21 protein-coding genes are annotated in these 24,324 nt (G+C 44.0%); 12 read left to right on the top strand and 9 right to left on the bottom strand.

What is annotated here, in order from left to right; all coding sequences use genetic code 11:
• Positions 1–5: 5 nt before the first annotated feature.
• Together proC and GQF63_RS10125 are read left to right on the top strand one after the other, a co-directional pair.
• Positions 6–806, top strand: coding sequence for a pyrroline-5-carboxylate reductase (proC, locus tag GQF63_RS10130; protein WP_160369112.1), 801 nt, complete (start codon positions 6–8; stop codon positions 804–806).
• Positions 799–1,866 carry a M20 family metallo-hydrolase gene (locus tag GQF63_RS10125; protein WP_212592530.1) on the top strand — a complete coding sequence of 356 codons (1,068 nt, stop codon included), beginning with the start codon at positions 799–801 and terminating at the stop codon, positions 1,864–1,866. Before proC ends, GQF63_RS10125 begins: the two co-directional genes overlap by 8 nt.
• 110 nt (positions 1,867–1,976) lie before the next feature.
• Here GQF63_RS10125 and GQF63_RS10120 read toward each other — a convergent pair whose 3' ends face one another.
• Positions 1,977–2,447, bottom strand: coding sequence for an Lrp/AsnC ligand binding domain-containing protein (locus tag GQF63_RS10120; RefSeq protein ID WP_160369110.1), 471 nt, complete (start codon positions 2,445–2,447; stop codon positions 1,977–1,979).
• 386 nt (positions 2,448–2,833) lie between these two features.
• On the opposite strand from GQF63_RS10120, the gene GQF63_RS10115 reads away from it, so the two are divergent.
• The gene (locus tag GQF63_RS10115; protein WP_160369109.1) at positions 2,834–3,877 is read left to right on the top strand and encodes a hypothetical protein; all 1,044 of its coding nucleotides are present in this window, start codon (positions 2,834–2,836) and stop codon (positions 3,875–3,877) included.
• Here GQF63_RS10115 and ruvC read toward each other — a convergent pair.
• Positions 3,874–4,437, bottom strand: coding sequence for a crossover junction endodeoxyribonuclease RuvC (gene ruvC, locus GQF63_RS10110; protein ID WP_160369108.1), 564 nt, complete (start codon positions 4,435–4,437; stop codon positions 3,874–3,876). The two genes, GQF63_RS10115 and ruvC, sit on opposite strands and share 4 nt — an antisense overlap.
• 580 nt (positions 4,438–5,017) lie before the next feature.
• Here ruvC and GQF63_RS10105 point away from each other — a divergent pair.
• Positions 5,018–5,992: a lysylphosphatidylglycerol synthase domain-containing protein gene (locus tag GQF63_RS10105; RefSeq protein WP_160369107.1), complete on the top strand. Its 975-nt coding sequence runs from the start codon at positions 5,018–5,020 to the stop codon at positions 5,990–5,992.
• Positions 5,993–6,008: 16 nt separating this feature from the next.
• Positions 6,009–7,109: a glycosyltransferase family 2 protein gene (locus tag GQF63_RS10100; RefSeq protein WP_160369106.1), complete on the top strand. Its 1,101-nt coding sequence runs from the start codon at positions 6,009–6,011 to the stop codon at positions 7,107–7,109.
• Here GQF63_RS10100 and GQF63_RS10095 read toward each other — a convergent pair.
• Complete coding sequence (locus GQF63_RS10095) at positions 7,102–7,857, bottom strand: lysophospholipid acyltransferase family protein (RefSeq protein ID WP_160369105.1); 756 nt, start codon at positions 7,855–7,857, stop codon at positions 7,102–7,104. The two genes, GQF63_RS10100 and GQF63_RS10095, sit on opposite strands and share 8 nt — an antisense overlap.
• Positions 7,858–7,990: 133 nt before the next feature.
• On the opposite strand from GQF63_RS10095, the gene GQF63_RS10090 reads away from it, so the two are divergent.
• The 4 genes from GQF63_RS10090 to GQF63_RS10075 are packed head-to-tail and all read left to right on the top strand — an operon-like array spanning position 7,991 to position 10,661.
• Complete coding sequence (locus GQF63_RS10090; protein WP_160369104.1) at positions 7,991–8,251, top strand: DUF2089 family protein; 261 nt, start codon at positions 7,991–7,993, stop codon at positions 8,249–8,251.
• Positions 8,252–8,293: 42 nt separating this feature from the next.
• A complete protein-coding gene (locus tag GQF63_RS10085; protein WP_160369103.1) occupies positions 8,294–8,719 on the top strand; it encodes a hypothetical protein in 426 nt (141 codons plus the stop codon).
• A gap of 5 nt (positions 8,720–8,724) precedes the next feature.
• Positions 8,725–9,309: a hypothetical protein gene (locus GQF63_RS10080; protein ID WP_160369102.1), complete on the top strand. Its 585-nt coding sequence runs from the start codon at positions 8,725–8,727 to the stop codon at positions 9,307–9,309.
• On the top strand, positions 9,306–10,661 hold the full coding sequence (locus GQF63_RS10075; RefSeq protein ID WP_160369101.1) for an alpha/beta hydrolase family protein: 1,356 nt from the start codon (positions 9,306–9,308) through the stop codon (positions 10,659–10,661). The genes GQF63_RS10080 and GQF63_RS10075 overlap by 4 nt, the downstream gene beginning before the upstream one ends.
• A 14-nt stretch (positions 10,662–10,675) precedes the next feature.
• Here GQF63_RS10075 and GQF63_RS10070 read toward each other — a convergent pair whose 3' ends face one another.
• The 5 genes from GQF63_RS10070 to GQF63_RS10050 form a co-directional block, all read right to left on the bottom strand.
• A complete protein-coding gene (locus GQF63_RS10070; RefSeq protein WP_160369100.1) occupies positions 10,676–12,052 on the bottom strand; it encodes a RagB/SusD family nutrient uptake outer membrane protein in 1,377 nt (458 codons plus the stop codon).
• A 15-nt stretch (positions 12,053–12,067) separates the two neighbouring features.
• Positions 12,068–15,082, bottom strand: a complete 3,015-nt coding sequence (locus GQF63_RS10065; RefSeq protein ID WP_160369099.1) for a SusC/RagA family TonB-linked outer membrane protein — start codon at positions 15,080–15,082, stop codon at positions 12,068–12,070.
• Between the two features lie 354 nt (positions 15,083–15,436).
• Entirely contained in the window at positions 15,437–16,147 is a 711-nt protein-coding gene (locus GQF63_RS10060) for an SDR family NAD(P)-dependent oxidoreductase (protein ID WP_160369098.1), read from the bottom strand.
• Complete coding sequence (locus tag GQF63_RS10055) at positions 16,147–17,064, bottom strand: lysylphosphatidylglycerol synthase transmembrane domain-containing protein (RefSeq protein ID WP_160369097.1); 918 nt, start codon at positions 17,062–17,064, stop codon at positions 16,147–16,149. Before GQF63_RS10055 ends, GQF63_RS10060 begins: the two co-directional genes overlap by 1 nt.
• Before the next feature lie 9 nt (positions 17,065–17,073).
• Positions 17,074–17,397, bottom strand: a complete 324-nt coding sequence (locus GQF63_RS10050; RefSeq protein ID WP_160369096.1) for a hypothetical protein — start codon at positions 17,395–17,397, stop codon at positions 17,074–17,076.
• Between the two features lie 64 nt (positions 17,398–17,461).
• Here GQF63_RS10050 and GQF63_RS10045 point away from each other — a divergent pair, with 64 nt between their 5' ends.
• From GQF63_RS10045 to GQF63_RS10035, 3 genes are all read left to right on the top strand, one after another.
• Positions 17,462–18,013, top strand: coding sequence for a hypothetical protein (locus GQF63_RS10045; RefSeq protein WP_160369095.1), 552 nt, complete (start codon positions 17,462–17,464; stop codon positions 18,011–18,013).
• Between the two features lie 107 nt (positions 18,014–18,120).
• Positions 18,121–19,272 carry a GDP-mannose 4,6-dehydratase gene (gene gmd, locus GQF63_RS10040; protein WP_160369094.1) on the top strand — a complete coding sequence of 384 codons (1,152 nt, stop codon included), beginning with the start codon at positions 18,121–18,123 and terminating at the stop codon, positions 19,270–19,272.
• Positions 19,273–19,389: 117 nt separating this feature from the next.
• Positions 19,390–20,331 (top strand): hypothetical protein, encoded by a 942-nt coding sequence (locus GQF63_RS10035; protein ID WP_246163455.1) that lies wholly within the window; start codon positions 19,390–19,392, stop codon positions 20,329–20,331.
• Between the two features lie 171 nt (positions 20,332–20,502).
• On the opposite strand, the gene GQF63_RS10030 is transcribed toward GQF63_RS10035, so the two are convergent.
• Positions 20,503–24,222 carry an ATP-binding protein gene (locus GQF63_RS10030; protein ID WP_160369196.1) on the bottom strand — a complete coding sequence of 1,240 codons (3,720 nt, stop codon included), beginning with the start codon at positions 24,220–24,222 and terminating at the stop codon, positions 20,503–20,505.
• Positions 24,223–24,324: the final 102 nt, after the last annotated feature.

The following is a 24,324-nucleotide window of genomic DNA, read 5'->3' as shown; positions in this document are numbered from 1 at the left end:
TACAAATGCATAAAATTACAATTATTGGTGGTGGTAATATCGGACTTTCCCTAGCCAAGGGCTTAGTAAAGGCTGATTATTGCCGTGCGCAGGATATCTGCATCACCCGCCGCTCTTTAGCTTCCCTAGAAGAAGAAAAAGCGGCAGGTTATCAAGTGAGTGAAAACAATGTGGAAGCCGTAACTTCTGCTTCTTACATCGTATTGGCTATTCTTCCGCAGCAAGTTCGCAAGGTGTTGGATGAAATCAGCCCCAGCTTGAAACCCCATCAAATTGTAATATCGGTGGTGTCCGGTGTTACTTGTGCCGATATCAAAGAGGTAATCGGACAAGATAAAACCGTGATCCGCGTGATGCCAAATACCGCCATCGCCATCGGCCAATCCATGACCTGTATTGCCACCGATAAAGCCGATGAAAACCAAATCCAAGCCGTAAGCCATATGTTCGAAACGGTAGGTGCTGTGGTGGTCATCAATGAAGACCTCATGACTTCAGCTACCGCCTTATGCGCTTGCGGCATTGCCTTCTTCTTGCGCAGTATTCGTGCCGCATCCCAAGGTGGGGTGGAAATAGGATTCCATGCCCATGATGCCTTAAAAATGGCCATACAAACCGCCAAAGGTGCCGCAGATCTGCTCTTGCAGATGCAAAGCCACCCCGAAAGTGAAATCGATAAGGTAACATCGCCAAAAGGTTGTACCATTGCCGGTCTCAATGAAATGGAGCACAACGGCTTTAGCTCCGCTTTTATCAAAGGCATTAAATTGTCGGCTAAAAAAGCGGGAGGCCTCTATAATGATTGATATGGAAAAACTGACAAGCGATAGTATTGCGCTGTTAACCGAGTTAATCCGTATCCCCTCTTTCAGTAGGGAAGAGGGGCAAACGGCCGCTCAAATCGCTCAGTTTTTTACCCAATTTGGCATTCCTGTGCAGCAGGTGGGCCATAATATCATCGCTTTTAATAAAGCAGAAGACCCCGAAAAACCCTATATCCTGCTGAATTCGCATCACGACACCGTGAAGCCCAATCCGGCCTATAGCAAAGATCCTTTCGATCCTATCGTGGCCGATGGGAAACTCTATGGTTTGGGCAGTAACGATGCCGGCGGTTGCTTGGTTTCTTTAATTGCTGCTTTTCGTTATTTCTACGCGCGGGAAGATCTGCCTTTTAACCTCTGTCTCATCGCCTCTGCGGAAGAGGAGGTGTCGGGTAAAAATGGCATTGAAGAAGCCTACAAACATGTGCCAGCCTGTTCTTTCGCTATTGTTGGCGAACCGACCTTACTCGATCTGGCCATTGCCGAAAAGGGATTGATGGTGCTTGATTGTGTGGCCCATGGTGAATCTGGGCATGCCGCCCGCAATGAAGGTGTCAATGCCATCTACGCTGCCATGGACGATATAGCCTGGTTCCGAACGTTTCAGTTTCCTAAAGAGTCTGCCTTCTTAGGGCCGGTGAAAATGAGCGTCACTATGATTGAAGCCGGTTCTCAGCATAATGTCGTGCCCGCACGCTGCCAGTATGTAGTGGATGTGCGCAGCACCGATTGCTACAGCAACTTAGAAATTCTGGATATCATTCGCAGCCATGTGCAGTCGGACGTGAGCCCGCGGTCTACCCGCTTAAATCCATCCACTATCGCGCCAGAACATCCTATTGTGCAAGCAGGCTTACGTTTGGGTAAGCAAGTCTACGGCAGCCCAACCATGAGCGATCAGGCCCTGTTGCCTATCCCTTCGTTAAAAGTAGGGCCCGGCGATTCAGCACGTTCCCATAGCGCCGATGAATATATCTACCTGCAAGAAATTGAAGCCGGTGTGGCCTTCTACATCAAACTCCTGGAAGGCATTATCGCTTAAAAAAGAAAGCCATAGTTTGCAGAAGGGAAATTCCACAGCCTATGGCTCACTGATGCCTTTGCAAAGGCATTCCGCTCGCGAAGTCTACCTTAACATTTTCAGGCTTAACCTTATAACGTAATCTGTCTTTTAATACTTTCCTCCAACGAGATAATGGTCTCTGTGCGCTGAATGCCTTTCAAGCCTTGGATGTCTTCGTTCAATACTTTGCGCAAATGTGAGGTGTCACGGCATACAATTTTCGCAAACATACTGTATTGACCGGTACAATAATGCAATTCCACCACTTCTTTTACCTGTCTTAGCTGTTCTACAGCGTCCGCATACTGCGAACCCTTCTCTAAATAGATGCCTAAGAAGGCAGTGATGTCAAATCCGACTTTCTGTGGGTTGATAATCAGGTTTGATCCTTTAATTATTCCCAATTCTTCCATTTTTTTCATGCGAACATGAATGGTTCCTCCAGAAACTATTAGTTTTTTAGCGATTTCTGTGTAGGGAATCGATGCATCCTCCATTAAAATGGATAAAATTTGAACATCTAGGTTGTCTAAATCGTAATTTGAATAGTTTTTTTCCATAAAAATGGTATTATTGACTGTTTAATTTGTTTTATTTTTAAAAATATCAAAAAAATTAAAAAATATTTTCAAATTTTTGATGTAAAATGTAAATTTGATGTAAGAAAAGCAAGAAAACCTGCTGTTTCTTACAAATATTGCCCTCAAAATAACATAGGTTTATAATTGGTTAGCGTTGAAGCTCCTCGCCCGGGGAGCTTCTTCCATTTCTAAACAATTAGCGATACGCCCATGCTTAAGCATTTTTCAAAAATAACAACTTTTCGGGTTATTTTAATATTTAATTGATAAAATTACGTCATTTTTTTTAACATATTTACATTTCAATTCCCGTATTAAATTGATTTAAAATTTAGTACATTAGATTAATCACATAATTGCGCGCCATGGAGATCGAAGACGTAAAAATTTCCCGTAAGAAACCGGTATACCCCGTAGGATCAGGATTGTTGAAGTACCTCAAAATGTACCAACGGGATAGCAAACTGCCCTTGGCCTATGCCGATCTTTTGAACTTCCAGGAAACCGTGCCGGTTATGGATAAAAACGGGCAAGATACCTATTGGGAAATCCCTTTATATCCACCGCATGTGCAAGATCAGTTGTACGATCAATTGAAAATTGTTTATGCCCAGCTGAAGGCGTCCGGGAATACCCGCATTGTGCAGCATAAGGTGATCGAAAAGATTGAATTTTGTGCCTTTGGGAACACCAAGCCTTTTCGCGTAAAGATCGTCAACAGGCTAAATGATGTTTATGATTATTTCTACATCAAGCAAGCCGATGCCTCCCGTATCTATGGCTTGGAATTGGAGGAGATCTTATCGCCCAATCAAGTGAACTATCTGTATGATCGGGATACCCTGGTGGAAGAGCATATTGTAGGTATACCCGGAGATGTTTTCGCCAAAACCCATATGTCCTCCCCCGATTATAACCAGACGCGGATTGCCAAGGAGTTTGTGAAATTTAATGAACGCTGCGTCATCTCCCTGCTCGGCGATATGCGTGCCTATAACTTTGTGATGCAGATAACGCCGGATTTTGACGATTTCCAATTCCGCATCCGTGCCATCGATTTCGATCAGCAATTTTACGAAGGCAATATCAAAGTCTATATGCCACAGTTTTTCAAAGAGAACTACCCTTTTGTAAAGCTATCCATGGAACATCTCAATGAAAAAACAGTCCTGCAATACCAGCAGGAGGAGCGCTCGTCCATTGTGCACCGGGTTCGTTCAGAACGCCATCGCATTAAAGACCTGCGGGATGCCTCTAAAACGCAGCAACTTTCCACCCGCGCGCATATTGAGCAATTGCGCGAAGGCTATGCTAAGTTTTACGATAATGCGCAGTATATCCACTGCCAATCCATGACCGATATTATTGAATTGAATGTGAAGAATGTAATTCGGCAGGTGCAGCTCTAGCGAATTCTTTTTTGATTGTCTTTCACGAAGGCCTCCCAGCCCGAGTATGACTTGCTATTGCCCAAGCTATTTTGCTGAAAGGAATGACAGACTGCTACCGCCAGGCCGTCGGTAGCATCCAGGAACTCCGGGGTTTCCTTAAAGCTCAGTAAGGTCTGCAACATGGCTGCGACCTGTTCTTTGCTGGCGTTCCCACTGCCGGTAACCGATTGTTTGATCTTCCGTGGCGAATACTCAAAAATAGGAATATCATGATTTAGTGCAGCGGCCATAGCAACGCCTTGGGCCCGCCCTAATTTTAACATCACCTGAATGTTCTTGCCATAGAAGGGTGCCTCTAAAGCCACGCAGTCGGGTTGGTATTCTGCAATCAAGGCCGATGTTTTCTTGAAGATGCGCTGGAGTTTTAAGCCATGGTCATCCAAGTGCCCCATTTTTATCACCCCCATCGTTAGCAAGGTTATTTTGCGGTTCACCTCCTTCACAATTCCATATCCCAGTACAACTGTGCCGGGGTCAATCCCTAAAATAATACGCTCCTTGGCTTTTTCCTTTTGCATATGCAATATTACGATTTTATCGGCAATAGCTTGGTATCGCTTCCTTTGTAAAGGCAATCCTTTTAATAAGGTTGTTTTCTGCGGCTTTTCTCTCCCTTTGCTTCCCCCTTGCTAAGCCCATTGCAAAGGGGATTGATACGGGTGAGAAAGGGGAGAGCAAGGGGAGAGGAAGGGGTTAAGATAAAACCAAATTGGAGGTATTGTCATCGTGAGCGGAGTCGAACGACTGGTACGTCAGTGCTATCCACCATACATAACACGTTTTACATCAATCACTTAATTAACAGGTTGTCATTTTCTACAAGTACCTATGTATCAATTGTTCGACCTTCAGGTCTGATATGACAGCACCTGCTAAAGCATTTAACAAATTGTTTTTAAAAAGCTGATTAGGTATAATGGATTGCACTGACGTACCTGTCGTTCGTGGTTCGACTCCGCTCACCATGACAAAACGATGACAAATCGACGACAGCACGATGGCAGCACGAAGACAAACTGATTGCAAAAAGATATCAAGACTCCTCCAATCTCTTTTATTAATTAAAAAATTGTTAAAATTGTGCTTTCAAATTAGCAATTGACAAAGACACAGCGTAAATATCTCAACCTGCTGATTAAAGTTGCCATTGTTGCGTTAGCGATGTGGTTCGTGGTCAGTAAGGTGAATAACCAGAAGAACCTTGCGGAGTTTAAGAATTTGATGCAAACCATCGACCCGATGTTGTTGCGTCTGGTTTTGGCTGTGGTTGTTTTGTTTATGTTTATCAATTGGTTTTTGGAAGTGGTGAAGTGGCGTTATTTAAGTCGGCGCATTGAGCCATTGGGGCTATGGAAGGCCATTAAGTCGGTTTTTTGTGGGCTCACCTGGGCCATTTTTACGCCGAATAGAATTGGTGAATATGGCGGTCGGGTGATGCTGCTGAAGCCTGAAAACCGGGCCACTGGAGCGGTAGCGATGGGGGTAGGTTTGTTTGCCCAATTGGTATTGACCTCGGTGTTTGGCGCCCTCAGCATTGCCTGGTTTATTACCACCTTTATTGAAACGCCGGCCGCGGTAGACCTCGGGGTCTGGATGATTGCCATAATCTATGCCTTAGGTTTTATTATTTTATATTTTAATGTTTCCTGGGTAGATTACTTGGTGGGTAAGATTAGGTTTTTGGAGAAGATAAAGCCCTTTTTTGCGGTATTGGAAGATTATAGCATCCGCGAGTTGGCCTATGTGCTCTGGCTATCGGCATGCCGATTTGCCATCTTTACCTCCCAATACATCATTTTAATGGAGGTGTTTCTGCCGGAGCTGCCCATGCTTTCCATGGTTTTGCTGATATTTATCTTGTTTTTTATCCAATCTGCCGTACCTTCGTTGGATATTTTTGATTTTAGTGTCCGTAGCTTTGTGGCGAGTAACCTCTATGCCTATGTCACTACGCAAGAGTTGGCCGTTATGGCCATTGTTTCCTGTGTATGGTTTGTCAATTTGATCTTTCCAGCCATCATCGGGTCTATTTTTGTCTTTAACGTCAATTACATCAGTGATAACAAGTCTTAGTTTGTTTCTTTTTATTATGTGCATCGTTTACGTGGTGCTAGTGCTTTACATGCGGGCCGGCTGGATGAAGCTGCCGGTGATAAAGACAAAGCTGGTGGATGTGCACAGCAGTGTCAGCGTTATTATTGCGGCACGTAATGAAGAACAGAATATAGGGCGAACCTTAGACTGCCTGATGGCGCAGGACTTCCCGAAGGAATTATTGGAAATTATCGTGATTGACGATCATTCTACAGACCGTACGGGTGAAATCATCAGCAGTTATGCCGACCGTGGCGTTAAACTCATTCAATTGGATGAGGGATCTAAACTGAATTCCTATAAGAAATTTGCCATCGCCAAAGCCATTGATGCGTCGGAAGGTGAGATTATTATCACCACTGATGCAGATTGCCGCATGGGGCCACAATGGCTATCGACCATTGTCCATTTTATGGAAGCCAATGATTTGTATATGGTGTCCAGTCCGGTAAGTTATAACGAAGAGAAATCTTATTTCGAACGCCTACAGACGCTGGAGTTTCTCTATCTGATTGGCTTGGGAGCCGCCGGAATTGGGAATGGGAACCCCACCACCTGCAATGGTGCGAATCTGGCCTACAGAAAATCTGTATTTTTTGAAATGGGAGGCTTTAAAGGGATTGATGATTTAGCGTCAGGCGACGATGAATTGCTCTTGCATAAGGTTGCCGAAAAATATGCCGACCGCATAGGCTTCTGTAAAGCGCAGGAAGCGATGGTGTATACCGATGCGAAAGAAAATCTTGCTGCTTTTATTAATCAACGCCGTCGCTGGGCCTCAAAGAGTACCAAATATAAAGATAAACGCGTGGTGGTGTTAGGGGTGTCTATTTGGTTGTTTAACCTGGCCTTGGTCGCCAATGTACTTTGCTTTTGCTGGGCCGATCTGGATGCCCAAAAACTAATCCTACTGTCTGTGCTGATGAAGATAGGGGTAGAATTAGCTTTCTTATACCCGGTGCTGCGCTTTGCGGGCCGCCGAGCCTTGTTGTTCAACCTCCCGATGTTGAGCGTTTTGCATTCCGTTTACCTGGTTTATATCGGTATTTTAGGGAATGTGGGTAAATACGATTGGAAGGGTAGAAGCGTTAAATAGCTTTTGCTTTTTCTTCAATAACCTTCGCACGAATTAAATCTTCCGCTTTTTTTACAATTTCTTCCGGGTTCAAACCGCTGGTATCAATCGGGTCCAACACTTCCCAAGACATGGAGGTAAAGGGACGTAAGGGAAACATGCCCCATTGCACCATCTTGTAAGAACCATTAATAACGATAGGGACTACCAAAGCATCCGGATTCTTCTTGATGAGGGTGGCAATGCCCCCTACAGAAAAAGATTTCATTAAGCCTGTTTTCGTACGGGTGCCCTCCGGAAAAATAAAGGCCGACCAATGGTTCTGCTTCATGTTGTTGGCCAGTTTCAAAATCTCGGCAATAGATTGCTTCGGATCCTTACGGTCTATATTTGCCGCCCCACCGTGCTTTAAATTGAAGGAAATACTCGGGATATTGGCCGTCATCAACTCAATTTTGGAGATGAACTTGCCATGGAAACGGCGTAAAAAGTAAATCAATGGGGGGATATCATAAGTGCTTTGGTGATTGGCCACAAACACAATCGGTTTACCCAATGGTAGGTTTTTATTGTCGATAAAACGTGTCCGATTGAAGAGGGTATAGTTGCAGGCAACCAATAAACCGTTTAAGATATCTACACTTCTTTTATGCGCCTTATAGCCACCTAATTTCAAGCATAACCACTGAATGGGGTGGAAAATCAAGAGCGATAGGGCAAAACATAGGTAAAATATGGGGGTCAGGATAATTCCTAAAACTTTTCTCATGATAAATTTAAATTGTGCAAATATACAAAATTGTGCATTGAGGTCTGCGGATTGTTTTTACAGTGCTATATTGCAAGTTTGTTTTAATTTTATTAAATTTGATATTAACAATATTAAGAAACACTTTAACAATATGAAGTTTCCAATTCATTGTCCGGCTTGCGATACCGAGATGGCTGTGGTGAAATTAAGCTGTTCATCCTGCCATACCGAGGTGTCTGGGAAGTTTAATTTCCCCGCCTTGATGCGTTTGGAGCCCGAGGAGCAAGAGTTTGTACTGGAGTTTCTCCTGAATTCTGGCAGCTTAAAGGAAATGGCCAATAAAATGGGGAAAAGTTACCCTACAGTACGTAATAAATTGGACGAATTAATCGAGAAGTTGAAATCATTTTAATTGCCGTAACGCATGAAGGTCTATAAAGAATCACAATCATTTATGAGTAAGTGGAGCCTGCTCATTATGCTCCTTACCTTAGGTATCATGGCCTATGGGGTGCAACCCATCCAAAAACTGCTTTATTCACCCGCCTTTTGGATTGTGCTGTTGGTCTTTGCGGCCTTATTTTCTATCCGTTTACAAACGGTAATAGATGAGCAAGGCGTATTGGTTCATTTTTTGCCTTTTATTCGTAAGAAGCTTTTTCGATGGGAAGAAATACACGCTGCCGAGTTAAAGCGATATAGCTTATCCGATTATGGCGGATGGGGCTATCGCTTCGGTTCGCAGGGTATTGCCTTTACGACCCAAGGGAATAAAGGATTAGCGATTGAGCTGCAGCAGGGGAAAAAATATTTGATTGGGACTCAAAAACCTGCGGAAGTTCAAGCAGTATTGGACTATTATCTATACAATAAAAAATAAACGGCATGATCAATCTATTTATCAATCCGTTCGAACAGCTCACCGATCGGCAACTGCTTAGTTATGGCCTGTTGATATTTGCTGCCATGGTGCTGTTGGGTTGGCAATGGGAGTTTGTGGCCGATGGTATTGTGCAGTTGCATCATGCGCCGGCAAAGCCCCTTTGGAAGGTGCTGATTAATCAGTCCATCAATTTGTTTTCCTTAAGCTTGCTGATGTTTCTATTTGGGAAGTTATCTTATGCGAAAACCCGATTTATAGATGTGTTTAATGTGGTGCTGATCGCCAATTTTACCCAGTTATTGGTTGTCCTAGTGTTGTTGAACCCTTGGACCAACCATATCTTGCTGCCCGTGGAGAAAGCCATTCTAGAAGGCGATATCTTATTGAAATCGGTACCCAAGCAAAACCTTATCGTGTTAGGAATTGCCGGATTCTTTGCCATCGGCATGCTTTATTATTTTTTTCACCTGCTGGTGCTGGGCATGAAATTGGCCATGAACAGCAAGAAGGTCTATCAGGTCATCCTCATCGTGTTGTTAACCCTGTTGTTGGATAGCCTCCTAAAATTTACAAATCCATATTTATGATGAAGTTTACTTGTTACTTGTTAACCTTAATTAGTTTAGGTTTTTCCTTGCATGCCTGTTCGCAATCGTTCGAAGGACAATGGTCGGGCACTTTAGAAGTGCAGGGTATCAAGTTGCCTACCGTATTTGAATTTACCTATAACGGGCAGTGGGAAGGGACCATGCAGAGCCCGATGCAAAGTAAACAAAAGATGCCCTTTACCAAGATTGTGGCCAATGGCGATTCAATACATGCGGAGTTAAGCACCTTTGGTATTCGTTATGCCGGCAAATTATCGGCCGATAAGCAGGCTATTACAGGCAAGGTAAAACAAGGGAATATGTTAGCCGACCTGAATTTAAGCAAAGGCGCGCTAAAAGCCTTAAACAGGCCACAGGAAGTAAAGGAACCTGTTGCTTATAAGCAGCAGGAAGTGAGTTTTGAAAATGCCTTGGATAAAGTGAAGTTGTCCGGTACCCTGACGATGCCTTCGGAGCCGGGAAACTATCCCGCAGTGGTATTATTGAGTGGTAGCGGGCCCCAGGATCGCAATTCCAGTATGTTTGGCCATGAGCCATTTAAGGTAATTGCCGACTATTTAACCAAGCAAGGGATGATGGTTTTGCGCTACGACGATCGTGGGATTGGCAAGTCGACCGGCGACTTTAGCAAAGCGACCACGACTGATTTTGGGAAGGATGCCCTGGCGGCTTTGGAGTTTCTGCGCAAGCAGGGTTCTGTAAACGGGAATAAGGTGGGCTTTATTGGCCATAGTGAAGGCGGATTGATCGCTAGTATTTTAGCGGGACAAGGCGTTTCGGGCTTAAATTTTATCGTGGATTTAGCTGGGCCAGCCTTGCCTATGGATTCCTTGATGCTGTTGCAGAATGAAGCCGTGATGCGTGCGCAAGGACAAGAGTTATCGGCGAAAGATCGGCAGTTGATCAAGAAGAATTATGCCATTGCAAAAGGCCCTTTGCCAGCCGATAAGGCCTTTGAGGCTATCCGTAAGAACATGAGTACCGTGCCGGGGAGTCAGAATGCAAGCTTTGGCGATGAATTGGCGGTGTTAGTGACACCTTGGTATCGACATTTCTTGAAAATCGATCCGACTCCTTTTATCAAAAAGATTAAGATTCCTGTTTTTGCGGCCTTCGGCGGGAAAGATGTGCAGGTGCCGGCGGCAGCGAATATGGAAAGCCTGAGCGATCATTTGCCCAAGAACCCAAAGAATAACATCAACATCTATCCGAACCTGAACCACCTGTTTCAAACGGCGAAAACGGGTTCGCACTTGGAATATGCAGATTTGGAAGAAAGCTTTAATCCGCAGGTCATGAAAGATATGGCCCAATGGATTCTCGCTTTATAAGCATGCAGGCCCGGCTATTGATAGCCGGGGTTTTGTTTTAAGTTGGCATTAACAGAAACTTCCCGGTAGGGAATAGGGAATACCAGCTTATCGGCGTTGTAGGGAAGACTGCCCATATTTCGCTTTGTTCTCTTCAGGTCGTGCAAACGAACACCTTCAAAGGCGAGTTCTTTCTCGCGTTCACTTAAGATATCTTGCAGGCTAAGCTGTTGCAGGTCAGGAATCCCCGCCCGTCGGCGAATGAGGTTGACGTCCTTAAGTGCTGTTTCTCCAACGCTACTGTTTAAGCGTAGGTTGCATTCTGCACGGATCAGGTGCAGTTCTGCCAATCGAATAACAGGCAGGTTGTCGAAATAGTTGAGCCATTTTTTGCTAAATAATCCTGCTTTAATCCCCGTTCCATCGTATATCAATTCTGTTCTACGCTTATCGTTTGGCAGGTAGCTATCGGCAAAAGACTTAACAATATTGAGGTCGGCACGGCCAACCAGCCCGCCGGTGCTGCTTAGGAAGCTGGAATAAAAAGTCGCTAAGCCATCGTTTACTGTGCCGGCATTGCTTTGTTCGGTTTGTTTTATTTCAAAGACATTTTCCTTAGCACCGCCGGTACGGAAAGGGCCGGCAATGCTGCTAGAAAGGCTATAGCCTCCGTTGCTAATAATGTCATGGGCTTCTGTTCGGGCTTGTTCAAATTTGCCTTCCTGTAGGTATACCCGGCATAACATGGCTTTGGCAGCATAGTAATCCTCTGGCGATTGCTGCAAGCGATTTATGGCGTCTTTCAAGTCTGTTTCCACGCGTTGGTATACTTCTGCTACGCTGTTCCGCGCGACTTTGCTTTTTGCTTCATCGTAATTTTTGTTGCCCTCCAGCATAATAGGTACCCCTAACTGGCTGTTATTGCCGGCGGCATCATAGGGCAGGGCATAGAGGCGAACCAGTTCAAAATGCATAAGGCCGCGGATAAATAGGGCTTTCCCTTCGACTATTTTTTTCTCATCCTCGTTGCTCAATACGTTTAAAGCGCCCATCACCACATTTGCGGCATTGATGGCCTGATAGGCATCCATCCAGGTGCGGGTGGCATCCTCGTTGGTGGCGATAATGTCTTGCTGGGCAATATCGCGGTAGGTGGTGAAAGATCCCGTCCAATTGACATAGCCCGAACTGGCTAAGAGGTCGGGAATCATGATGAGGTTGGTGCCATATAAAGAGCCGCGGGCAATAATGGTATAGGCCCCAACTAAGGCATTATTTACGTCGTGGGCTGTTTCTAGGGCTTGGTCTGCAGAGATATCGTTCTCCGGATTGATATTGAGCTTATCCGCACAAGAAGCCAGCGCCAAGGAAAAGAAGAGCAATCCGTATGTTATTTTTTTAATCGTGTTCATAACGTCGTTCTTAAATTAAAATCCCACTTGAATACCAAAGGTGATGGTACGCGCTTGTGGCGGGGTGTAAAAATCGGTTCCCAATTGAAAATCTTCCGTGAAGGTGGCGTTTATTTCCGGGTCGTAACCTTCGTAATTAGTTATAGTAAAAGGGTTAGTTGCCGACACGTAGAGCCTTGCATTTTGCATTTTTAAATGCTTCGCCATGGCTTCTGGCAGCCGATAGCCCAGGACGACGTTTTTGACACGGAAATAGGATCCATCTTGTACATAACGGGAAGAGGGCCTTGTGCCATTGGAGGCGCCGAAGTGGGGGCGAGGAATTTGCGTAATGTCGCCTGGGTTCTTCCAATAGCTTAGCTGATCGACGGTTTGGTTATCAAAGTAATCGCCATTTGCCGATTGATAGACGCCGGCTACATTATAAAGATCATTGCCATATACGAACTGCGTCTGGATATCGAGGTCGAAGTTTTTATAGCTAAAGGTATTCCCAAATCCTCCGTAGAAGTCGGGGTTCGGGTCGCCAACATATTGATCGGCCGCCTCTGAATAGATGCTGGTGCTGCTTGTTTTACTGGCATCCAAGTAATAGAGTGCATCGCCGGTATTGGGGTCAACACCTGCATAGGCCTTTCCATAGAAATAGGAAAAGGGTTTTCCTTCTTCTAAGCGGCCGAGGTAGCGGTCGCCCGGATAGATGGGTTGCCCAGCTACCAATCGGAGGATTTTGTTTTTGTTCCAGGAAATATTAAAGGAACTAGACCAACGGAATTCACCGATGAGGTTTCTCGAGTTGAGGGAAATTTCAAGCCCTTTGTTCTCCAGGTCGCCAATGTTTTTGTAAATATCAGAATAGCCCGTGGTGGAAGGAATGGGCATATTTAAAAGCAGGTCGGAGGTCTTTTTACGGTAGACATCCACTTTTCCGGATAAGCGGCTATGGAAAAAGGTAAAGTCTATCCCAATATTGCCTGATTTAGTGCTCTCCCAACTTAAGCGTGGATCGCCGAGCTGATAGCCTACGGTTCCGGCGGTTCCGGCATAATTGGCTCCTTGGTATAAGGTCATGGCCGCGAAGTTGCGGATATTGGCGTTGCCCGTGAGCCCATAGCTGGCGCGTATTTTCAAAAAGTTTAATACCGGACTTTCCTTCAGGAAGTCTTCTTCGGACAGGATCCAACCAATAGCGGCGGCCGGAAAGGAGCCATAGCGATTATCTGCGCCGAAGCGGCTGGAGCCATCCCAGCGGATGGAACCCTCCAACAGGTATTTATCCATCAGCTTGTAATTGGCGCGGACAAAGTAGGAGAGAAACGCAAATTTCTCAGCCTCCGAGCTTGTTAATTCTGATTTGATGGCGGCGGATGTTATTTTCATAAACTTATCTGAGGGGAAAGATTTCCCTTCGGCTGCCGTGGTTCTTAATTGTCCCTCCTGATAGGCCATTCCCACTAAGCCGGATAGCTGATGGATGCTGTTAAATGTTTTTTGGAAGGAAAGGACGTTATTGCTGTTGAAATTGATGGATCGGGCTTGATAACTGAGGGCATACCCACTGGTTTCTCCGCCCTTCTGTGTTCTAGCACCGAGGTAGTAGTCTTCTTCCATATTTTGGAAGTCCATTCCATATTCTGTTTTAAAGCTGAGGTAATCGGTTAATTTCGCTGTAGCATACGCTGTTCCGAAGGTGCGGTAGGTATTGGATACCTTTTTACCATCTTCAATATCAATGAGGTTATTATAATAGATGGTGCGGTTGTTTAAGGCACCGTCGGCCAGGCGAATGGGTTGAATTGGCGGCAGGGCATTCAGCTGCATCGGATTGGCGAAGGCATTGTCGCTGACGATGCGGTAGTTATCTAATTTATTGATGTTGATACTACCGCCAATTTCTAACCAGGGCATGGCGTTATGGTCTAGGGCCAGGCGGCCTGAAGTTCGTTTTAATCGATTGCTGACGATGATGCCTTTGGTGTCGTTATAGCCACCAGAAGCAATAAAACGCGTCTTCTCATCCCCTCCGGATACGCTGAGGTTCGCATTATAAATGCTGCCCTGCTGTAGGCCTTCATTTACCCAATTGCTGTTCGTGTTTTCATTCCAGTCATTGGTTCCAGTTAGTTTTGACCAAAAGGTAGCCATATCGGGGTACTGCTCTACCGGGTCAGGGCCCAGCAGTCCGGCATTGGTCACCGAGGCGGTTAACAACTCGCGGTATTGACTGGCATTTAAGAATTCTCCTTTCTTCGTCGGATCGCTGTAGCCCGTGTAGAGGCCGAGGTCTATTTTTGTTTTGCCAGCTTTTCCTTTTTTGGTCGTGATAATGACTACACCATTGGACGCACGGGCACCATATATGGCCGATGCCATGGCATCACTTAAGACTTCCATCGATTCTATATCGTTTTGGTTGATGGCAGCGAGCGGGTTGTCGGCCTCTAAATAGGTACCCATCTTATCGGTGATAATAGGCACCCCATCAATAACGAATAAGGGCTGGCTGCCAGCAGAAATGGAGGAGATACCACGCACGCGAATCTGTAAGGCTTGCCCCAGCTTGCCGGAGCTATTGTTGACAAAGACGCCCGGTGCGCGCCCCTGCAGGCCACTTTCAATAGTCGCTAAGGGAACATCTTCCAGGTCAGACATCTTTACGCTGGTCACCGCGCCGGTTAAGTCTTTCTTAATTTGAGTGCCATAGCCTACAACCAACACCTCATCCAAGTTATCTGAAGTAGGCACTAAACGTACATTGATTTGGGTGTGGCCGGCTATTTTGATTTCCTGCGATGCATAGCCGATAAATGAAAAGATTAAGGCGGTACTGTTGTTCGGAACTTTGATGCGGTAGCTGCCATCTGTATTGGTTTGTACGGCATTGTTGCCCGCAAGCGTTTTAACGGATACGCCGGCGATGCTATTATTGGAAATGGCATCGACAACTGTCCCCGTTATGATTTTATCTTGCGCAATTGCGAATAGGGGCAACCAGCAAAACATCATGAAAAAGAGGAGGTGTTTTTTCATAAAATTAAGAAAATCAGTTAGTCGTCATTAAATTTTAGGTGCATCAGATTTTACACCTAATTGTTAACTATGCTTGTATTGGGTTCGTATTAATAATCATCAAGGAACTTGTAATTTATCTTGTATTAATAATTAGCTTATAAGGAAATTAAAGTATGCTTGAATTAATGGTCTGTTAAGTAAATGTATAAAAAAAATCAATTACTCGTAGCGATGCCCTGAAAAAAACCTACGACTAGAAAGTGGTGTTAACTAGGTTGTTTTCAGGATGTTGCGGGGGTTGTGCTGAAAGGTTTCGAAAAAGAAACAGCCTTAGGGTATCACTAAGGCTGCTATATAAGAGGTAAGTTATGATTAAGGGGTGCTGGTGGAAACTGGTAACACTTTTCCATTATAGAATGTACTGCCATTTTGGGCAAATTCTGCAAGGTATCTTCCCATTTCGAACGCTAAGGTTCCAGCTTCTAATCCCGGGAATGCGGCTTCAAACATTTCTGTTTGCGAGGAGCCTAGGGCTAAGCAGTTCACTTTGATCCCTCTGCCCGAGAATTCCTCTGCCAGGCATTCCGTAAGCACAGCTAAGGCCGCTTTACTGCTGGAATAGGCCGATAGGCCAGCAAACTTGGCCGAGCCTTGGAAACCACCCATACTGCTTACATTGACGATATGTCCGCCCACCGACATTAAAGGAACGACATGGCGAATCATATTGATATGACCGATCAGGTTGGATTGCAGCATTTGACCAAAATCCTCATTGCTGGTTTCCATGAAGGGCTTATTAATTAATTCACCGGCATTATTAATCAGGATGTCTACCTTTTTGAATTTGGATTGGATAAAGGGTACCAATGAGGTTTCATATTCACCGAAGACAATATCAAATTGTGCCGGGTAGAGGGCTCCTCCATCATGATTTAAGGAACTTGCAATTTCGTGTAGTTTCCGTAGTTTATCGGCAGAACGCGCCAAGGCAATCACCTTATTGTCTTTGTTTGCAGTTAAATCTAATACGGCTTCAAAGCCTATGCCACTGCTGGCACCTGTAATAATAATATTCGCCATTATTCTTCGTCTTTGTCAATTTCTTCTTCCACTTCTTTGGCGGTGGGAAGCTTATCGGCTCCCAAGCCCTGTGGGCGGAAAATATAATAAATGCCACTGGATGCAACCAGTAACGAGATGATATAAAAGATGATACTGATGATAACCCCCAAATGTGGGTCGAGCTGCAAATAGGTCGCTAAGCTGACCATGGCGCCTTCACGTAGACCGGCACCCCCGCCAATGGAAGGGATAATGGCCACCAAGGAGGACACCATAAAGATTAACAAGTAGGGGGCAAATTTACCATCAAAATTCAAGGCATATAAAATAAAGATGGCCGACAAGGTTTGAAAGCCTTGCACTGCCAGCGCCTTAAAATGCGTGATGATAAAGTTGTTTAAAAACTGCTTAAAGAAAGTTCGTAGAATGTAGAGGTAAGAAATGGTGCCCAGGAACAATACCGAGATGGTAATGTAATTGGGAATGGCCAGCCTAGGCATAAAGATGACCAAAGCGCCAGCGACAATGGTTAAAGCCCAAAGGCCACTCAGGCGGTCGAAAAACACGGCGCCTAATACCTGACGGCGGGAAATATGAAAGGTTTTCTTTAAGAAGAATATCTTATAGCCATCGCCTCCTATGCCTCCCGGCAGGAAGAAGTTGTATAGCAAGCCCAACTGGTAGAGCCGCAGGTTGTAGCGTTCGGTCAGCTTGAGTTGTATCGCCTTAAAAAAGGAGTTTAGCCGGGATGAAGCCATTAATATGGAGCAGCAATAGGCCGCAAAGGCCAAGAATAAATAAAGGGGATTGCTGCCTTTGAGCACATCCTTGAGCTCGGTAAAGGATATCTTCGTGGAAACCCAATAAATGGCACCCAAGGTGATGACCACCTTCAACAGGTTTTTAAGGATGTTCCAAACGTTCGAGTTTTGCATGCGCAAGCGTTAGAGTAGGGGATATATCCTGGCAAAAAGCATCATCAGATACACGAAGAGAAAACCACCGGCTAGAGAAAACAGCCAATTGATGTCTGAACGCTTATATTTTTCGCGCAACATAATCACCATCAAGACAATAAATATAATAAACAGTGAAACGGGTGCAAATATAGCCCATTTATGTGGAAAATATAATGAAATGTTCTTCAATAAATTAGCATCTTTGCTGAAGGAGTAGGCGATTCCTAAGATCAGGATGATCATGACAATTCGTAAGATAGCCTTGGCAACAATTTTGCTTATGGTATGATTTTTGGATGTGTTGTTCATCAAAAATAGCTTAGTTTTTGAGTTTACTAATATACATTTAATATACTATTTTAATCTTTGTAATATGCATAAACGTATTTTATCCTTTTTGTCCTTGTTAACCATGGTGTTAATTTTAGGGAGTTGTGGTGCGCCGAAGAAAGCTACATCGAATGATGGCGGTGCTGCTACATCGCAGGGTCCTTCCGCTTCGCAATGGCGTAGTGGCGTTAAAGGAAAATGGGTGTTGAATTCTGTACAAAGGGAGAACATTCCAAGTAGCTATACCATCAAGAATATTTTCGATGAAGCGCCTGTGGATTGTTTCATTGGTTCAATCTGGGATTTGCCAGGTGGAAACCAACGTGGTAGTATTACCTTCAATGCCGATGGTACTTTATGTGCCAATGGTGCCGTGCGTACCATTGTATGGTCCATCTTTAACCCAGGTAAATCAGGTGGCGAGCCTTCCTTCCAGTTTAAGAAAATCTATGCCGGTGATAAAGCGGCTAATGTAACTAGCGGATACCGCTTGGATCTTTCTTTCGCGGATGAGAATGCTTTAACCATGCGTATGCCAATTCCATTGAACCAAGGTCAAGGATACTTGGTGTTTAATTTCACACGCAGCAACTAATTCTAACGTATTTAAGTTGAAAGCCGCAGTTTTTCTGCGGCTTTCTTGTATTATTATCAACCGATTGCATTTATTTTAAATATATTTGCCTAGTTTTTACAAGGAGCATGAGTCAAGAGAGTTCTAAAGTTGCGTTAATTACCGGAATAACAGGCCAAGATGGGGCCTATTTAGCGGAGTTTCTATTGAAAAAAGGATACATGGTACATGGTCTTAAAAGGAGAAGTTCCCTATTTAATACCGATCGTATAGACCATTTATACCAGGATCCACATCAATTAGGACGTAATTTCGTGATGCACTATGGCGACTTGACCGATTCTACCAACCTCATCCGTATTATTCAGGAAACAAAACCCCATGAAATTTATAACCTGGCTGCGCAATCGCATGTGAAGGTTAGTTTCGACACGCCTGAATATACAGCGAATGCCGATGGCTTGGGTACCTTGCGTATCTTGGAAGCTGTCCGCTTATTGGGTTTGGTCGATCATTGTAAAGTGTATCAGGCTTCTACTTCCGAGCTGTATGGCTTGGTGCAGCAAGTGCCTCAAAGTGAAACGACTCCTTTCTATCCGCGTAGCCCTTATGCTGTTGCTAAAATGTATGCTTATTGGATTACCGTAAATTATCGGGAAGCCTACGGCATGTATGCTTGCAACGGTATTTTATTTAATCACGAGAGCCCTGTACGTGGAGAAACTTTCGTGACCCGGAAGATTACTCGTGCTGCAGCAAAGATTGCCTTAGGCCTTCAGGATAAATTATACTTAGGAAACCTTTCAGCGCAACGCGATTGGGGGCATGCGAAAGATTATGTGGAAGCCATGTGGTTGATTCTGCAGCAAGAGCAAGCCGAAGATTTTGTGATTGCAACAGGCGTAACAACTACGGTGCGTGAATTCGTACGTATGGCCTTTGCTGAATTGGGCGTAGAAATTGAGTTCTCCGGCAAGGGCGAAGCCGAAAAAGGTGTGATTATCGATCGTGATGATGAACGCTTAAAAGCATTGGGTTTAAACCCAGAAAACATTAAACTTGGTCAAACAGTTGTCAAAGTTGACCCGCAGTATTATCGTCCTACAGAAGTTGACCTGTTAATTGGCGATCCTAGAAAAGCAAACGAAAAGTTAGGGTGGACCCCTAAATACTCCCTTGAAATGCTCGTTAATGAGATGGTATTGTCTGATTTGAAACTCATGCAAAAAGAAGAATACCTGAAAAAAGGGGGCTTTGATATATTAAATTACTTTGAGTAATAATTACTTGGAACAGTTTTTGCGTCAGCATTTTAATAAATGTTAATACAATATTAAGCATACGTTGCCTTATTGCAGGTTGAGAAGGGATTAGCTAGGAACGGATGCGCTAGAATCATGAAAACGAATGTACAAAATACAGGAATGAACGAAGATCAAGAGTTAGTTGCGGTGAAACGCGATAGCTCGAAGATTTATTTTTTCATTATAGCCATTGCAGCCTTATTGGCTACGAACATCTATTTCTACGTGAAGTTTAAGTCTTCCGGCGAGAAACTTTATACTGTTACGTTGCAGAAGGAGAGTCTTCAATCGGAAATTGACCGCATTGAAGCGGAGTTGGATAACATTAAGAACCAGAATATGGGTGCTAATGAAACGTTCCAAGCCGCTGAATTGGAGGCCAGACATCAGATCGAGGAATTACGTACAAGCTTAGAAAATGGTGAAATCACCGATCAGCAAATGGAAAATGCGAAACAACAGGTTTACCAGTTGAAGACGCAGGTTTCTAAAATGAAAGATGAGGTGGTGGAACTTCGCATAAAGAATGAGTTGCTGGCAGAAGCAAATAGCAACTTAAAAGATGAAGTTGTAGAGAATCGCCAGAAAACGGAAGTGATTGCGAAAGAACGCAAAGTGTTGAGCGATAAGATTGCCAAAGCTTCTTCTATTAAAGTGTCCAATATCCATATTGCCGCTATTGAAGAGAAGAAGAATGGGGCAACGGAAATTGAAACCAAAGCAAAACGTATTGATAAATTATACATCAACTTCACCATCGCTGATAATCCTTTAGCAGAAATGGGTAAGAAGAATGTATTTGTGCGTATCATCAATCCGAAAGGAAATCTAGAAGCAAACTCTGAGGATATTTTTTATGTACATGGTGAGAAATTGCAGTACAGTTTTAAACAAGATATCAACTTCACGAATAACGGGCAGGAATATCAAATGGTTTGGGACAATAATGGTCAACGCTTTCAAAAAGGCGCTTATACCGTGTTGTTATACGCTGATAATGCCATTATGGGTAGATCCTCTATTGTATTGAAATAAGCGCCGAAAACAGGCGATAAGCTATAAAAGAAAAGACGTTGGCAACAACGTCTTTTTTTATGGGCTAGTTTTAGCGCTTTATAGGCTATGAATTCTTTTAAGAGTATATGGGTGTCCTCATCCTTAATGAAGTCCTGTAAGCAGCGCATTGCTATCGTTCTTGTAAGAGATTTACAACATCTCTTCTTGAATCTGCTCTTCATTATACAAAGGCAGGATAATGGTAAATGTGGTGCCTATTCCCTCGAAGGTGGTAAAGCTGATCGTTCCTTTTAAGGATTCCACGGTTTTCTTCACAAAGGCTAAGCCTAGGCCCGTACCGGAGCTTTTGGTGGTGAAGTTAGGCTGGAATATCTTAGGGAGAACATTTGCAGGGATCCCCATTCCATTATCTTTTAATAAGATACGGACATGGCTATCGTCGGCATAGTCTACCAAGATGGAGATCAAGTGCTTTTTACGCCCGATGGAGGCCTCAATCGAGTTCTTGATCAGGTTGTTAAAGGTGCGCAAGAGTTGATCCTTATCGCCCAATACATATATCTTCTCCTGGTCGGTGTTGTTAATGACCTTGATGTAGGTGTTATGGGTATTGTGATAGACGTTCGCCGACTTATTGATCTTCTCAATGATATTAATCTTGGCGAGGTTGGTATCCGGTAGTTTCGCGAAATTGGAGAACTCCGTTGCAATCTTCGATAAGCTGTTGATTTGCTCAATAAAAGAGTTGGAGAACTTAAAGAAGCGTTCTTCAAAGCGTGGGTCATTCTCGCGGTAACTACGTGAAAGCTGTTGGATGCCCAGCTTCATCGGGGTCAATGGGTTCTTGATTTCATGGGCAATCTGCTTGGCCATTTCCCGCCAGGCATATTCCCGCTCCGCATTCATCAGCTGCTTGGCATTCTCCTCCAGTTTGACGATCATGTAGTTATATTCCTTAATCAATGCGCCAATCTCGTCATCACGCTCCCAATAGAGCGGCTCATTCGGCTTATTGCTGAAAATGGTTTCAGATAATTTCCGACCGATAAGATTCAATGGCTTGGTGATCGAGTTTGCCACCAATACGGTAAAGAATCCAAAGGCTAGGATAATAATCGTATAGATATTCAATAAGGTATTCAGCAAGAGGTTCTGGCTGGCATTTTCTTCTTCTTGGGAAGTGAAGTAGGGGATGTTCAGAAAGAGCAAGGTATTATAGTCGTTATTACGAATGGCTGCAAAGCTGGAGTTATATTCAAACTTCACCAGCTTTTCCTTCAGGAAAATATCCGTTTTCTTCAGGATATTAAGGTTATTGAACGCAAAGGGGTTGATGAAGGTGGATACTAAACCCATGTCATAGATACGAGGCTGCGAGGTGTAGACCAGCTTTCCGTTTTTATTGTAGAGGTTAAAGTCCGTAACAGAGGTCTCCGAGAGTTTCTGCACAATCTCTGCAATCTTCGTCTCGTTAAGGTCCGGTGCTTCCTGCATCAAACTCTCTATTTTATTCACCACATCTAGGATATAGGCTTGTCTTTGCTCGATACTTGTTTTCTCTAACTGGTAGCTTATACTCACGAAGGTAATCAAGCCGGAGATAATGATGGCAAAGATTACCACCCCGATAATCATTGTCTGGATACGCGTACTGTATTGGATTCTATTGACTAAAAGCTTGAAATGATACTTTATACCCGTAAAGTTAAAAGAGCGACGTGTCACCGTATTGATAAAATAACGGATGACGTTGAAGAACATCATGAAGATGTACAAGCTTAAAAACAGAAAAGAGAAGATGGCGATGGATTGCCAGATGTTCAGCTGCGGCGAGCTTACGATGAGGCTGGTATGGCTATCCGGACGGTAGAGCATGTGGAAATAACCATTCAGATTATCAATGCTGATATACTCACCGATTTCCCCAGCAAAGCTGTCATCTCGGTTCGGATAGGTAAATGCGCCATTCTGGGTGACAAGATAGCCATCGCGATATAAGGCGAAGGTAGATTCCTTTCGCTTCTGTTTATTGATAAATTCAGACTTGCTATCGGCTAAGATCACCGGATAATGTAAAGATGTGCCAAAGGCTTTGTTTTTAAAGTTTAAGAAAACCTGCACCAGGTTGTCCTCCGCGCCGCCAATAGGTATTTCGAACTGCAGGAAGTACTCGTGCGTACCGAGGTCGCTTCTTACCCGGTAGAAGTTCTGTGTCTGGGGAACCTTCGTCGATTTGCTGATTACCTTTTCCCGATACTCTTCTATTTTATCGGTGGGGTAATTATCCAATGGCAAATCGTTATAATAGTAATAGCCACTGAACTCAAACTTCGATAAGTAGCCACTGAAGTAATTCGTTTTAAGGTACTGATTGATGATGCTGGTTTGCGTCTTGGGCAAGCTGATGGCAAAAAGCTGCTTCAGCTGTTGATCCTTGGCAATCTTATCCTCAATATCTACAAATAAGGCGAGGGCATTAAGGTCGTCTTCTGCCTCCAACTGGTTGAGGGTAATCTTCATTTCCCGCTCCTCTTTATCGTGGATGCTCCGCATATACACCGATGTGGCCATAAACGCAAGGAAGACCAAGGTCAGGATAAAGGTAGGTAGATTCAGGCTAAGGCGCATATTGCTATATGCCCTGAGCATAATTACACCGGCCAGAAAGATATTGAAAAAGGTATTCTCCCCAATCAATAGCGCATTCAATATAATAGCCGATACCAAGGCTATCAGTTGAAGGTTCAGGAAGGAAGTCGTATTCGGAAGTAAGCTCTTTAAGAAGCCCACAATCGTGTCGATGAAATACAAGAGCACCACCATGTTGACACAGAAAATAAGCGTGTCAATCCAGCTGTAGGTATCAAAGGAGAGGAGCTGAGTGAAATCCAGACTGACCTCCGAGCTGTTGGTGATCAGCGTGGAGAGATGGTAAAATAATAAGTTACTGATGAAGTATATACTCAGGATGGCCAAGAGGGATAGCATCCCAGCCACCTTAGGTTTCTTAAAGGCTGCCGGAATATGCAAGTAGCTCAATACCGACCGAATGTAAAAGACCAGCCAGATGACGAAGAAGGTCGTCATCATAAAGGCCCAGAGATTCGGTAGGATAGGGCTGAAGGCATAGTACTTCGGATTGAACAAACCCAGACTCGACTGGTTGGCCAGCCAGTTGGTCTGCAGATCCACATAGCGCGTCAGGATCAGGATAAAAGCAAAGAAGGCAATCGATAACCAAGGTTTACCACTCTTGGCCATCATAAAGCAGATATTATGCACAAAAAGCAGGAAGAAGAAGGAAGCGAATATCCAGCAGATAAACTGTATATTGATAAAGATGTTATCGTGTTTTCCTTCGCTTAATTTAACCGAAAAGAGGTAGGTGCCGTTCTGGCTATAGATGTTCTTGATGTTTTCTGTATCGGTATAGTTCGCTATCGCCAAGTTCTGCGACTTCATAAGCGTTGTCGAGAAGATATTCTCGAGATACTGGTTGGTATAGGGGAAGTCGGCTTTCACCGGGATAATCACCAAGATAGAAGTGTCATCGTTGAGCTGCTTCTTCTTGACGATTAAATGCCGATTATCCTCTTTAATGTAATTGACATCCGATTGATAACCCTCATCAGTTAAGGGAACAAAGAGGTTGGTGCTCCAGAAGATCGGTTGGTGATTCTTATAAATGAAGAAGAAAATCCTGTTCTTAGCGGCAATCTTCTTGGTGATATCGAGGACTTGGCTGGAATAGATCTCCACATTGTTGAAAGCCTTCATTAAGGAGGAGTCAGCAAAGATCTCATCGACGATTTGTTCATGGTCATGGATATTGTTAGAAAGCGTCTTGGTGTCTAACTCCAACATATCCTCTTTCGTGACGATATTATTAATCGTAATGGCGGTTGCCAAAAACGATACAGTAAGAATTAGTAGAAGAATTCGGATCCTATTGCCCATTAAAAATAGTTTATAGCAGTAAATATAAACAAAAAAAAGTCCTCGCAACTAATC

It is taken from the genome of Sphingobacterium humi (assembly GCF_009768885.1).
Taxonomy (GTDB): Bacteria; Bacteroidota; Bacteroidia; order Sphingobacteriales; family Sphingobacteriaceae; genus Sphingobacterium; species Sphingobacterium humi.
The sequence above is the reverse complement of the archived record's forward strand: the minus strand, read 5'-3'. Positions and strand labels throughout refer to the sequence as shown.